This is a genomic window from Agrobacterium tumefaciens (assembly GCF_009649785.1).
In the GTDB taxonomy this organism is placed as follows: domain Bacteria; phylum Pseudomonadota; class Alphaproteobacteria; order Rhizobiales; family Rhizobiaceae; genus Agrobacterium; species Agrobacterium tumefaciens.
Genome location: NZ_WJOK01000008.1, coordinates 158,075 through 170,533, shown reverse-complemented (window position 1 = coordinate 170,533; position 12,459 = coordinate 158,075). Strand labels below are relative to the sequence as shown.

At 58.9% G+C, this 12,459-nt stretch carries 17 protein-coding genes; 10 read left to right on the top strand and 7 right to left on the bottom strand.

What is annotated here, in order from left to right:
- Positions 1-183 precede the first annotated feature (183 nt).
- Positions 184-693, top strand: coding sequence for a GNAT family N-acetyltransferase (locus tag GH784_RS10975; protein WP_065704678.1), 510 nt, complete (start codon positions 184-186; stop codon positions 691-693).
- Here the strand turns inward: GH784_RS10975 and GH784_RS10970 are convergent.
- Positions 675-1,007 carry a DUF1294 domain-containing protein gene (locus tag GH784_RS10970; RefSeq protein WP_065704676.1) on the bottom strand — a complete coding sequence of 111 codons (333 nt, stop codon included), beginning with the start codon at positions 1,005-1,007 and terminating at the stop codon, positions 675-677. The two genes, GH784_RS10975 and GH784_RS10970, sit on opposite strands and share 19 nt — an antisense overlap.
- Positions 1,008-1,158: 151 nt before the next feature.
- Between GH784_RS10970 and gatB the strand changes: the two genes are divergently transcribed.
- The 5 genes from gatB to GH784_RS10945 all read left to right on the top strand — a co-directional run bounded on the left by gatB (position 1,159) and on the right by GH784_RS10945 (position 4,882).
- Positions 1,159-2,664: an Asp-tRNA(Asn)/Glu-tRNA(Gln) amidotransferase subunit GatB gene (gene gatB, locus GH784_RS10965; RefSeq protein WP_065704674.1), complete on the top strand. Its 1,506-nt coding sequence runs from the start codon at positions 1,159-1,161 to the stop codon at positions 2,662-2,664.
- A gap of 159 nt (positions 2,665-2,823) precedes the next feature.
- Positions 2,824-3,321, top strand: coding sequence for a GNAT family N-acetyltransferase (locus GH784_RS10960; protein WP_013635976.1), 498 nt, complete (start codon positions 2,824-2,826; stop codon positions 3,319-3,321).
- Positions 3,318-3,791 carry a GNAT family N-acetyltransferase gene (locus GH784_RS10955; protein WP_065704672.1) on the top strand — a complete coding sequence of 158 codons (474 nt, stop codon included), beginning with the start codon at positions 3,318-3,320 and terminating at the stop codon, positions 3,789-3,791. Before GH784_RS10960 ends, GH784_RS10955 begins: the two co-directional genes overlap by 4 nt.
- A 109-nt stretch (positions 3,792-3,900) precedes the next feature.
- On the top strand, positions 3,901-4,299 hold the full coding sequence (locus GH784_RS10950; RefSeq protein WP_013635978.1) for an NADH:ubiquinone oxidoreductase subunit NDUFA12: 399 nt from the start codon (positions 3,901-3,903) through the stop codon (positions 4,297-4,299).
- Between the two features lie 145 nt (positions 4,300-4,444).
- Complete coding sequence (locus GH784_RS10945; RefSeq protein ID WP_013635979.1) at positions 4,445-4,882, top strand: DUF2155 domain-containing protein; 438 nt, start codon at positions 4,445-4,447, stop codon at positions 4,880-4,882.
- Positions 4,883-4,898: 16 nt separating this feature from the next.
- Here the strand turns inward: GH784_RS10945 and aat are convergent, their stop codons facing one another.
- From aat to GH784_RS10920, 5 genes are all read right to left on the bottom strand, one after another.
- Positions 4,899-5,513: a leucyl/phenylalanyl-tRNA--protein transferase gene (gene aat, locus GH784_RS10940; RefSeq protein ID WP_003512757.1), complete on the bottom strand. Its 615-nt coding sequence runs from the start codon at positions 5,511-5,513 to the stop codon at positions 4,899-4,901.
- A 5-nt stretch (positions 5,514-5,518) separates the two neighbouring features.
- Complete coding sequence (gene accC, locus GH784_RS10935; protein ID WP_013635980.1) at positions 5,519-6,865, bottom strand: acetyl-CoA carboxylase biotin carboxylase subunit; 1,347 nt, start codon at positions 6,863-6,865, stop codon at positions 5,519-5,521.
- 12 nt (positions 6,866-6,877) lie between these two features.
- Positions 6,878-7,363, bottom strand: a complete 486-nt coding sequence (accB, locus tag GH784_RS10930; RefSeq protein WP_003512759.1) for an acetyl-CoA carboxylase biotin carboxyl carrier protein — start codon at positions 7,361-7,363, stop codon at positions 6,878-6,880.
- Positions 7,364-7,388: 25 nt separating this feature from the next.
- Positions 7,389-7,826, bottom strand: a complete 438-nt coding sequence (gene aroQ / locus GH784_RS10925) for a type II 3-dehydroquinate dehydratase (RefSeq protein ID WP_019565501.1) — start codon at positions 7,824-7,826, stop codon at positions 7,389-7,391.
- 124 nt (positions 7,827-7,950) lie between these two features.
- Positions 7,951-8,718 (bottom strand): DsbA family protein, encoded by a 768-nt coding sequence (locus tag GH784_RS10920; RefSeq protein ID WP_038490779.1) that lies wholly within the window; start codon positions 8,716-8,718, stop codon positions 7,951-7,953.
- 171 nt (positions 8,719-8,889) lie between these two features.
- Between GH784_RS10920 and GH784_RS10915 the strand changes: the two genes are divergently transcribed.
- Positions 8,890-10,047, top strand: a complete 1,158-nt coding sequence (locus GH784_RS10915; RefSeq protein ID WP_041694532.1) for a pyridoxal phosphate-dependent aminotransferase — start codon at positions 8,890-8,892, stop codon at positions 10,045-10,047.
- A gap of 31 nt (positions 10,048-10,078) precedes the next feature.
- Here the strand turns inward: GH784_RS10915 and GH784_RS10910 are convergent, their stop codons facing one another.
- Positions 10,079-10,762 (bottom strand): ArsR/SmtB family transcription factor, encoded by a 684-nt coding sequence (locus GH784_RS10910; RefSeq protein ID WP_038490782.1) that lies wholly within the window; start codon positions 10,760-10,762, stop codon positions 10,079-10,081.
- 74 nt (positions 10,763-10,836) lie between these two features.
- Between GH784_RS10910 and GH784_RS10905 the strand changes: the two genes are divergently transcribed.
- The 3 genes from GH784_RS10905 (at position 10,837) to GH784_RS10895 (ending at position 12,377) form a co-directional block, all read left to right on the top strand.
- Positions 10,837-11,163: an NIPSNAP family protein gene (locus tag GH784_RS10905; RefSeq protein WP_065704670.1), complete on the top strand. Its 327-nt coding sequence runs from the start codon at positions 10,837-10,839 to the stop codon at positions 11,161-11,163.
- Positions 11,160-11,525 (top strand): antibiotic biosynthesis monooxygenase family protein, encoded by a 366-nt coding sequence (locus GH784_RS10900; RefSeq protein ID WP_065704666.1) that lies wholly within the window; start codon positions 11,160-11,162, stop codon positions 11,523-11,525. Before GH784_RS10905 ends, GH784_RS10900 begins: the two co-directional genes overlap by 4 nt.
- Positions 11,526-11,672: 147 nt before the next feature.
- Positions 11,673-12,377, top strand: a complete 705-nt coding sequence (locus GH784_RS10895; RefSeq protein ID WP_065704664.1) for an SDR family oxidoreductase — start codon at positions 11,673-11,675, stop codon at positions 12,375-12,377.
- Positions 12,378-12,459 lie beyond the last annotated feature (82 nt).

Here is a 12,459-nt window from a genome sequence, read left to right as displayed (position 1 = left end):
GTTACCGGGACTCCGATTGAGCGAACATAAAAGCTCCTTGTTTGCTCTTTTTGGTTAGCGGGGGAGACGTGTGCGGTCAAGTCCCACGGGCATCACCCGACCGGGCGGGCAGGGCGTGTGGAAACCGCACTGGCCGAATCGCGCCGCCGGTGCTTTACTTCGTTGGGCCATGGAGGGCGCGGCTTGATCGTCATTCGCAATGCGCAGGAGCAGGAAGCGGAGGTTCTGGCAGCCATCGGCCTCAGGGCATGGCGGCAGGCCACAACGGCGCTCGGCATTACCACGACGCTTTACGATAACGCAGCCAGTGCCTTTTCCAATTTCACCCGCTCGTCCTGGCTTGCCATCCGCGTGGCCGAGTTCGGCGGCGCGGTTGCCGGATGGGCGGCACGGGAACATTTCAACGAGGCGATTTCCGATTTCTGGATCGATCCGGATTTTCAGCGCAGGGGTATAGGCAGCCTCCTGCTTGCGGATATCGAACGGCAGATATTGCAACGTGATTTCGAAACCATCCGGCTTGAAACCCATGCGCAGAACGAACCGGCGGTCGCCTTTTTCCGTCATCACGGTTACAGCGTCCACTGGCTCTCCGTCTCCTATGCGCCGAAGCTTGATCGCGACGTGCAATCCGTCGGCCTGCAAAAGCAGCTGGTCGAGGTCGAGAGCGGCCTTTATGGGCCGGGGTTCTGAGAGAGCGTCTGCAAGCCGGTTACAAGCCGTATCGGCCAGTCCGGCATGATGGCGAGGGACGCGACAAGGCCCACCTGTAGAATTACGATGGATATCAGGATGCTGCGGAAGGGTTCCTTGCGGGTTTTGTGGCGCAGCAGTTGTTGAGCCGAGACTGCGCCCAAGCTGCCGCCAATGAAAGCAAGCAATAACAGAGTACTTTCCCGAATGCGCCAGCCACCGTTTCTTGCCGCCTCCTTGTCCCACCAATAGACAAGAAAGACGAAAAGATTGAAGGCCATATAGGTCATGAAGCAGAGAGCGATCATGGTCATGACGTGAATTGAAACTGAGAACCGTAAAAAACGCGTATCAGGTTCCGGCGAAAATCCGGCGCCTGGCGCGACAGGGTGCAAGATGTCTTGCGCCCGCGCTCCATTTGTTCTACCCACCAAGGCCAAAGAACCCGTATATCGTGAGCTTCATATGACCCTTGTAGACGTGCGCACCCCCGACCCGAAACGCTTCATTCCCGGCGCCACCGGCGATTGGGAAATCGTGATCGGCCTGGAGGTGCATGCGCAGGTTCTCTCCAATTCCAAGCTGTTTTCCGGCGCTTCGACCACTTTCGGCAATGCGCCGAACTCCAACGTGTCGCTGGTGGACGCCGCCATGCCCGGCATGCTTCCCGTCATCAACGAGGAATGCGTCAAGCAGGCGGTGCGCACCGGTCTCGGCCTGAAGGCCAAGATCAACAACCGTTCGATCTTCGACCGCAAGAACTATTTCTATCCGGATTTGCCGCAGGGCTACCAGATTTCGCAGTTCAAGGACCCGATCGTCGGCGAGGGCATCATCACGATTTCACTCGGTCCGGATCGTCAGGGCAATTTCGAGGACATCGAGATCGGCATCGAGCGCCTGCATCTGGAGCAGGACGCCGGCAAGTCCATGCACGACCAGCACCCGACCATGTCCTTCGTGGACCTGAACCGTTCGGGCGTGGCGCTGATGGAAATCGTCTCCAAGCCCGACATGCGCTCGTCGGATGAGGCAAAGGCCTATCTCACCAAGCTGCGGTCCATCGTGCGTTATCTCGGCACCTGCGACGGCAACATGGACGAAGGCTCAATGCGCGCCGACGTCAACGTCTCCGTGCGCCGTCCCGGCGAAGGTTTCGGCACGCGCTGCGAGATCAAGAACGTCAACTCCATCCGCTTCGTCGGCCAGGCCATCGAATATGAGGCGCGCCGCCAGATCGCCATTCTCGAAGACGGCGGTGTCATCGATCAGGAAACTCGCCTGTTCGATCCCGGCAAGGGTGAGACGCGTTCCATGCGCTCCAAGGAAGACGCGCATGACTATCGCTATTTCCCTGATCCGGACCTGCTGCCGCTCGAATTCGACGATGCTTTCGTCGATGCGCTGAAGGTCGATCTGCCGGAACTGCCTGATGACAAGAAGGCCCGTTTCGTCGCCGATCTTGGCCTGTCGGTCTACGACGCCTCGATCCTCGTTTCGGAAAAGGCGATCGCCGATTACTACGAGTCTGTTGCTGCCGGCCGCGACCCTAAGGCCGCCGCCAACTGGATCATCAACGATCTTCTCGGTGCGCTGAACAAGTCAGGCAAGGACATCGAGACGACGCCGGTTTCTCCCGACCAGCTGGGCGGCATTATCGATCTCATCAAGTCCGAGACCATTTCGGGCAAGATCGCCAAGGATGTGTTCGAAATCGTCTGGAACGAGGGTGGCAACCCGGCCGAAATCGTCGAGACGCGCGGCATGAAGCAGGTGACGGATACCGGCGCCATCGAAAAGGCCGTGGACGAGATCATCGCCGCCAACCCAGATCAGGTCGAGAAGGTGAAGGCGAAGCCGGCGCTTGCCGGTTGGTTCGTCGGCCAGGTCATGAAGGCGACGGGCGGCAAGGCCAACCCGCAGGCCGTGCAGGCGCTGGTGAAGGCCAAGCTCGGCATCGAGGACGAGTAAGCGGACGCTGCTTCCCGTGCCGGTACAATGGCATTGAAGTAGCAAGTTCTCATCCGTCATTCTCGGCATAAGCCCGAGGATGACGTCGAGCACTGGTACTGACATTGATTTATGCCGGGATCACGCCCGGCATTTCTGTTTCGAGACGGAGCAAACATCATGTTTTTCATACGCACGGCAAGCCAGCGCGATATCGAGCCGGTCCGGGCGCTTCTGGCTACCACCTGGCATGCGACCTACGACGCGATCTACGGCGCAGACAAGGTGAAGGAGCTGATTGCCGCATGGCATTCGCCACAGGCCATGAAGGACCGCATCGAGAAAAAGGGCGGCGAATTTCTGGTGGCCGATAATGGCCGGCAGATCGGCGGTATGGCTTATGCTTCCATGTCTGCGAAGATGAGCAAGACAGCCCTGTTGCACCAGCTTTATGTTGCACCTGAATTCCAGCGTCAGGGCGTCGGCCGCGATCTCTTCGCCGAGCTTGAAACCTGCTTTCCGGATGCGGAAATCATGCGTCTGGAAGTGGAGCCCAAAAATACTGTCGCAATAGCCTTTTATGAAGGCGTCGGATTTACCGAGGTTGACCGAATCGAGCGCATGGCGGGTATCGATGGTTTTCCCGGTATCGTCATGGAAAAGAGCCTGAAACGATGAATGCGACATTAGATACGCTGGTAATCCGCGCGGCACGGCAAGAGGATGTTCCCGCACTCGCGGCCATCTATGCCGCTGACGAAATCGGAGGCCACGGCGATACGGCCGACGAATCGGCGCTGCCGGACTATCTCGCGGCCTTCCGCGACATCGAGGCGTCACCCACCGAGACGCTTTACGTGGCGGAACTGGACGGCGAGATCGTCGGCACTTTCCAGACGGCCATCCTGACCAAGCTTATCGGGCGCGGCGCCAAATCCATGGTGATTGAAGCGGTGCAGACGCGGCCCGACATGCGCGGCCGTGGCATAGGTGCGGTCATGATCAACTATTGCCTTGATGAAGCGCGCGCCAGGGGCATGAAAGCCGTGCAGCTCACCTCCAACGTGGCGAGGCTCGATGCCCATCGCTTTTACGAGCGGCTGGGTTTCGAGAAGCGGCATTTCGGTTTCAGGATGAAGCTGAAATAGCGCGGATATATCGGGAAATACTGGACAATCGCCGTGAGGGGCGGCATAAGCTTGTCTTGTGCCGTGCACGGAAAATCGCTGCGGCGCATTCAAGCCCGAGGAACGCATAATGAAGACTCTCCTGACGCAAATCTTCACCTGGTGGAATGGCCAGACGATCGGAACGCGGTTTCACACCTGGCGTTTCGGCAAGAAGGTCGGACAGGACGAGTTGGGCAACACCTATTACGAAGGCGGCACCACCTCCTGGGGTATGCCGCGCCGTTGGGTGATCTATAACGGTTATGCCGAAGCTTCGGCCATTCCGCCCGGCTGGCATGGCTGGATGCACTACCGCACCGACGTGCCGCCGAGCCAGGAAACATATGTTCCGCGGGAATGGCAGAAGGCGCATCAGGCCAACCTTACCGGCACATCCAAGGCCTATCGCCCACAGGGATCGCTGGCGGTCGCAGGCGAGCGTCCACGCGTAACCGGCGACTACGACGCCTGGACCCCCGGCAACTGAGCAGAGCAAAATGAGCATTGCGATGCGCGGTGTTGTGCAAAACGCCGCGCTTGGCACCCGACCTCACCGGTTTTTGCCACATTCCGCCCTTACGCGTTGATCCGGTAGTCGTCCCGACACAGGCAATTTTTTGGAGACATATCGTATGAGGATATTCACGCGGGATCGTTCTTTGCGTGCGCTGACAGTCTCGCTGTTTGCAGCGGTCTCTGCTGTCATCCTCGTATCGCCCGTCTCCGCCGCCCGTCTTGAAAACCGCGTGGCAGTGTTTTCCGGCATCGACAAGATCACCGGCCGCATTACGTCTTTCGATGTCTATATCGACGAAACGGTTCAGTTCGGCGCGCTCCAGGTGACGCCTAAGGTCTGTTACTCGCGCGACCAGACGGAAGCCCAGAAGATCGATGCTTTCATCGAGGTGGATGAAATCACTCTCGACCGCAAGATAAAGCGGATTTTCACTGGCTGGATGTTCGCCGACAGCCCCGGCCTCAATGCCGTCGAGCACCCGATCTACGACGTATGGCTGACGGGCTGCAAGCAGGACTCCGAAGTTCCCGCTCCCTCAACGGCAAGCAAATAACGTTACGTTATGATTTTTAGAATTGCAGGTCTGGCTGGTTGACGGCCTGATCGAGCATTTTCGCGTATTGCTGCTTCGGCACGTCGATCGCGCCGAATGTCTTCAGATGCTCGGTGGTGAATTGAGTGTCGAGCAACACGAAACCGCTTGCTCTCAGCCGCTCCACCAGATGCACGAGGCAAATTTTCGAGGCGTTGGTGCGGCGGGAAAACATGCTCTCGCCGAAGAATGCGGCCCCAAGCGATACGCCGTAAAGTCCGCCGACAAGTTCCTTGCCATCCCACGCCTCGACACTATGGGCATGGCCGATCTGGTGCAGTTCGGTGTAGAGTTTGCGAATTGTGGCGTTGATCCAGGTGCTCGGCCTGTCCGGCGCTTCAGCCGCACATCCTGCCATCACCGCTTCGAAAGCGGTATTGAAGCGTATCTCGAACGGCTTCTTGCGCATCGCCTTGGCGAGGCTTTTGGAAATGTGGAAATCGTTGAGCGGAATGATTCCGCGTATTTCCGGCTCGACCCAGAAAAGCTCGGGATCATCAGCCGAATCGGCCATCGGGAACAGGCCGGCGGAATAGGCGCGCAGCAATATATCGACGGTTATGCCGTTATTTTTGCTGCGCCGCCCAACCATATCTCTTAGTGAGACGCATCACCGGCCAGGTATTTTTCCAGCCAGTGAATGTCGTAATTGCCGCTGAGGATATCTTCGTTCTGAAGAAGATCCTGGAAAAGCGGGAGCGTGGTCTTGATGCCGTCGACGACGAACTCGTCCAGTGCCCGGCGTAGACGGCGGATGCATTCGTCACGGTCGCGACCGTGAACGATAAGCTTGCCGATCATGCTGTCGTAATAAGGCGGGATCTTGTAGCCCTGATAGGCACCCGAATCGACGCGCACGCCAAGGCCGCCCGGCGTATGGAAATAGGTCAACGTGCCGGGGGAGGGAACGAATGTGCGCGGGTCCTCGGCATTGATACGGCATTCGATGGCATGGCCATGGAATTCGATATCCGCCTGCGTGACCGACAGGCCCTGTCCCGAAGCAACCCTGATCTGTTCCTGCACGAGGTCCATGCCGGTGATCGCTTCCGTGACTGGATGTTCCACCTGAAGACGCGTGTTCATTTCAATGAAATAGAACTCGCCGTTTTCGTAAAGGAACTCGATGGTGCCGGCACCGCGATATTTCAGCTTGCGCATGGCGCTTGCACAAATTTCGCCGATCTTCATGCGCTGTTCAACGGTGAGGGCCGGGGAGTTCGCCTCTTCCAGCACCTTCTGGTGACGGCGCTGCAGCGAGCAGTCGCGTTCGCCAAGATGAATGGCGTTGCCTTCGCCGTCGCCGAAAACCTGCACTTCGATATGGCGCGGCTTGCCGAGGTATTTTTCCATATAAACGGCGTCGTTGCCGAAGGCAGCTGCCGCTTCGGAGCGGGCCGTCGAGACCGCCTCGTCGAGATCCGCTTCCGTCTTCGCCACCTTCATGCCGCGACCGCCGCCGCCTGCCGTCGCCTTGATCAGGACCGGGAAGCCGATCGTCCGGGCGATTTCGAGCGCATTCTCGGGCTTCACTTCGCCGTCGGAGCCGGGAACCACGGGAATACCGAGTTCCTGCGCCGTCTGCTTGGCGGTGATCTTGTCGCCCATGAGGCGGATATGCTCTGCGGTCGGTCCGATGAAGGTAATGCCGTGCGCGTCGAGGATATCGGCGAACTTGGCGTTTTCCGACAGGAAGCCGTAACCGGGGTGAACGGCGTCCGCACCGGTGATTTCGCAGGCCGCAACGATCTGGTGGATGTTGAGGTAGCTGTCACGCGAAGGCGGCGGGCCGATGCACACACTTTCGTCGGCAAGGCGCACATGCATGGCGTCCGCGTCTGCGGTGGAATGCACGGCGACTGTCGGAATGCCAAGCTCCTTGGCAGCGCGCAGGACGCGCAGCGCAATCTCGCCGCGGTTGGCTATGAGGATCTTCGAAACCATGCTGAACCGCCTTTATTCGATGACCACGAGAGCTTCACCATACTCCACGGGCTGTGAGTCGTTGACGACGATTTCCACGACCTTGCCGGACTTCGGAGCCGGGATCTGGTTCATGGTCTTCATGGCTTCGACGATGAGGATGGTCTGGCCTTCCTTGACGGTCGCGCCCACTTCGACGAACGGACGTGCGCCCGGAGCAGGCGACAGGTAAACCGTGCCGACCATTGGCGAGGTAACGGTATTGGCCGGGTTGCGGGCAGGTGCTGCGGCGACCGCAGGTGCTGCCGGAGCGGCAACTGCCGCCGCTGCAGGGGCTGGTGCCGGTGCTGCGTAACCGGTGGGCGCTGCGGCATATACCGTGGTGGGCGGAGCGGCGCGGGAAACGCGGATGCGCAGGTCTTCCTGCTCCACTTCGATTTCCGAAAGGTCGGTATCGTTGAGGATATTCGCGAGCTCGCGGATCAGTTCCTTGTCGATACCCTGTTTCTTTTCAGACATGACAAACCCTATTCTTTGTTTCTTTTTATGCCGTGATGTTCTTCAGCGCGTGAAGCGCCATGATGTAGCCATATGGTCCGAAACCGCAGACCATGCCCTTCGCGGCGGGCGATACCATCGATTTGTGACGGAACTCTTCCCGCGCGTGGATGTTGGAAATATGCACTTCCACGACGGGCGTGGAAATCGCACGAATGGCGTCATGCAGCGCGATCGAGGTGTGGCTGTAGGCGCCGGGATTGATGACGACACCTGCCGCTCTCTCTCCCGCCTCATGCAACCAGTCCACGAGCACGCCTTCGTGGTTGGACTGGCGGAATTCCACAGCGAACCCGAGATCTGCACCAGCAGCGAGACAATCATTCTCGATGTCTTTCAGCGTCTTGCCACCATAGATACCCGGTTCCCTTTTTCCCAGCATGTTGAGATTGGGGCCGTTGATGACGATGATGATGTTGCCCATTCGTGTTTCCATAAGAAAATCAGCGACACCTATAGACTGCGCAGCCTTCAAGGAAAAGCCCCCGAAAGCCGTAAACAGCCGGCAGGCCCGGCATCCACAGGGAATGCAGCGGCTTTTTGCGGAATCAGGAGCAGGTGGCTTTTCCGCAGCTGCGCATATTGGCGATTTTTTCCTTCAACGGGTCCGCACCAACAGCGCCGAAAACGGCCTCGTTGCCGACGATATAGGACGGTGTTCCTGTTATGCCGAGGCTGTTGGCGAGCTTGTAGGTTTCCTGCACCTGCGCGTCGTTGGGGTTTTCTGCCATCGATTTGCGGATATCGGCCTCCTTGAGACCGAGCGACGTCGCGACTTCCATGGCGCTGTCTTCATTCGCCCGTCCGCGGCCGCCCAGCAAGGCGCGCTGGAATTCGGGATATTTGGCAGGTGCAAGCAGCTTGACGGCGTTGGAGACCCGATGCGCTGCGACCGATTCCGGCCCGAGGATCGGGAATTCCTTGAGCACGACGCGTACTTTCTTGTCCGTCTTCAGAATATTGTCCATGTCGCCCATGGCGCGTTTGCAATAACCGCAATTGTAATCGAAGAACTCGACCAGCGTGACGTCGCCGTCCGGATTGCCGAGCGCCAGATCGTATTTCGATTCGAAGATGGTCTTCTGGTTGTCGGCCACGGCTTCCGCCGCCTTGGCGTTGCGGGTCGCATATTGCTTGCGTTCAAGCGCGTCCTGAACTTCAAGCATGATCTCGGGGTTCTCGATCAGATATTGCTTGATGAACTCACCCAATTCCTTCTTCTGCTTGTCATCGAGGGCATGGGCGGGCAGAGAAGCGAAAGCCATGGAAAGGGCCGTTACGCTGGCGAGAAGGGTTGAACGGAGAAGATGCGCCATATCGGTCCTCATACTGTGCGGCCAATGCCTCATGAATGTTATGATGCAATTACCTTACTTTAAGCCAAATGCCATACGCCAAAAATAGTTGTCCGCATTATGGTCGCACGATTGTGAAGCGTGTGATTCTGGGGCAAGTCTCTGAAATACGGTTCAGGAAAGAGCATGCCCTTGATAACGATGTCGAAGCGGAGCGCAGTCGAACCCTTTCACGCCATGGATATTCTGGCGGAGGCGAACCGGCGACGGCAGGCGGGACGCCCCGTCATTTCCATGGCTGTCGGGCAGCCTTCCCATCCCGCACCGAAAGCCTCTCTGGCGGCCGCGCAGGAGGCGCTGAAGCATGGGCGGATCGGCTATACCGATGCGCTGGGCCTGCGTGAACTGCGCGAAGCGATTGCCGGCCACTACCGGCTGCGCCACCAGGTTATCGTCGATCCGGCGCGCATTGCCGTCACCACCGGGTCTTCTGCCGCTTTCAACCTCGCCTTCCTCAGCCTTTTCGATGCCGGTGATCATGTCGCGATCGCAAGGCCCGGTTATCCCGCCTATCGCAATATCTTGAAAGCTCTTGGCCTCAATGTCGTGGAAGTGCCGGTAACAGCGGAAACCGGCTATACTCTGACGCCTGCCAGCCTCGAGCGGGCTGAAACCAGGGCGGGCTGCAAGTTGAAGGGCGTGCTCCTGGCAAGCCCGGCCAACCCAACCGGCACGGTCACCGGTCGCGAAGCGCTGAAACGGCTGGCAAACTATTGTGAAAGCCGGGATATCGCCTTCATTTCCGACGAGATATACCACGGCCTGACTTTCGTCGGCGAGGAAACGAGCGCGCTCGAACTCACCGACAATGCCGTCGTCATCAATTCCTTCTCGAAATATTATTGCATGACCGGCTGGCGCATCGGCTGGATGGTCCTGCCGGAAAAACTCGTCCGTCCGGTCGAATGTCTTGCTCAGAGCCTGTATATTTCACCGCCGGAACTATCCCAGCTGGCGGCAACCGCAGCCTTTTCGGCGGCGGAGGAACTCGACGTCTACCGGGAAAGCTACCGCACGAACCGCGATTTCCTGATGACGCGCCTTCCGGAAATAGGCCTGCCGCTGGCGTCTCCCATGGATGGCGCATTTTACGCCTATGTCGATACCAGCCGCTTCTCTAATGACAGCATGGATTTCGCCAAACGCATGCTGGCGGAAATCGACGTTGCGGCGACGCCCGGCATGGATTTCGATCCAGAGGAGGGCCACAGGGCGCTGCGCATTTCCTATGCGGGTTCGGTGTCGGATATTGCCGAGGCCGTTGGGCGCATTGCTGGTTGGCTGAAATAAGCCCTTGGGTTTTTCTCCCCTTTGGCGGGGATCAGGCGGGCGAGCAACCGAAGGTGCTGGCAAAGGCCTTTTCACCCTTTGTGGTGAAGGTCAGCACACGCCCGTTTCCTTGCCGCAGCCAGTCGCGCTGCTGCATGGCTTTCAGAAGCGATGCGCCGAGCCCGCCCCCGAGGTGGTGACGACGTTCGCTCCAGTCCAGGCAATGCAGGCAAACCGGGCGCCTTGCCTTTTCCAGCGGCGAAAGATCAATGCCGAAGCTTGAGAAGAAATCCCGCCCGCTATCCGTAAGTGCGGGATCGTCGCCTGACGTGACGAGACCTTTTGCGGTGATAGTCGAAAGCAGTGCCACGCCACTTTCTCCGGCCAGATGATCGTAACAGATGCGCGCCTCGCGAAGCGCGGTGTCCTTTGGTCCGGTACGCACGCGCACGGCCCCGGTGCGCTGCGCAAGTCCCATCAGCGCTTCAAGAACCTGCGCCACATCCGCGTCGGAAAGCCGGAAATAGCGATGCCGCCCCTGTTTTTCCGCTTTGAGCAATTGGGCGTCGGAGAGTTTTGACAGATGCCCGCTAGCGGTCTGCAGTGTCACGCCGGCGGCTTCGGCAAGCTCGCTTGCCGTCAGCGCGCGTCCGTCCATCAGCGCCGTCAATATGTTGGCGCGTGCGGGGTCGCCGATCAGGGCGGCGACATTTGCGATCAAGGGTCCGTCTTTCATAGTTCGATGATAGCCGAAGCATTGATGTGAGGCAATGGCGTAGACAGGGAAGGCAGAACACGAGGAGACTGCCGATGCTGACCTGTTTCATCCGTTACGAGATCGACCCCTTCAAGGCCGATTCTTTCGATCAATATGCCCGCAACTGGGGTGAGGCGATACCGCGCTGCGGCGCCGATCTGATCGGCTATTACGCGCCGAAAGAGGGATCGAGCACTATTGCCTACGGCGTCTATAACATCGAAAACCTTGCCGCGTACGAAGCCTACCGGGCGCGACTTGCCGCCGACCCGGCAGGGCGGGAAAATTATGAATTCGCCCGGCGCGAGCAATTCATCCGCCGTGAGGACCGGCTGTTCCTGAGGCTGGCATCTGCGCCGCACGGCGGAGGCGAACGATGATCGCCGTCATATTCGAGGTATGGCCGGCTGAGGGCGAAAAACAGCATTATCTCGATATTGCCGCCAGCCTGCGCGCCGAGCTCGAAACCATCGACGGCTTCCTGTCCGTCGAACGCTTTCAGAGCATCGGCAATCCCGACAAGATGCTTTCGCTGTCATTCTTCAGGGATGAGGAGGCGGTGAAGGCATGGCGCAACACCGCGTCGCATCGCGCAGCACAGTCGCTGGGACGGTCCGGCGTCTTTTGCAATTATCGCCTGCGTATCGCCACCGTGATGCGGGACTATGGTTTGAAGGAGAGGGAGGAGGCCCCGATCGACAGCAGACAGGCCCATGCGGCGGATGATCAAGTGCGGCGTTGACGGGCCTTCAGATCAGTTTTTCTTCAAGCCGGTCCAAGGCTTTCTGGTTCGAACTCGCTGCCAAAACCCGCTATAGAAGGAGCGGGTTATGGATGGAGAAGGGCTGCCACGCGGCGGTCCGCCCGATTGGACATGGAGAGAAGAACGATGTCGGCAGAAAAAGTGGCGATTGTGACGGCAGGCGGCAGCGGCATGGGCGCGGCCGTGGCGAAACGTCTAAGCGCTGATGGTTACAAGCTCGCGATCCTGTCGTCCTCCGGCAAGGGAGAGGCGCTGGCGAAGGAACTGGGCGGCATCGGCGTCACCGGCTCCAACCAGTCCAACGACGATCTCAATCGACTGGTGGAGCTGACGCTCGAAAAATTCGGCCGTATCGACGTTCTCGTGAACAGTGCAGGCCATGGCCCGCGCGCCTCCATCCTCGATATCACCGATGAGCAATGGCACACGGGTCTCGATGTCTACCTGATGAACGTCATCCGCCCGACACGGATTGTGGCTCCATTCATGGTGAAACAGAAAGCCGGGTCGATCATCAACATCTCGACTGCCTGGGCTTTCGAGCCGAGCAGCATGTTCCCGACTTCTGCAGTGTTCCGCGCCGGCCTTGCTTCCTACACCAAGATTTTTTCCGATACCTATGCGGCCGACAATGTGCGCATGAACAATGTTCTGCCCGGTTGGATCGATAGCCTGCCAGCCACGGAAGAGCGCCGCCAGGGTGTGCCGATGCAGCGTTACGGAACGAGCGAGGAGATAGCCGCAACCGTTGCCTTCCTCGCCTCGGAAGGTGCGGGTTACATCACTGGCCAGAACATCCGCGTCGATGGTGGTCTGACACGGTCTGTTTGACGATTGGCATATCGGGCTTCCGTCACCCCGGACTTGGTCCTTTGCCAACGCGGTCAAATCCTTGATCGCGAGATATTTCTTT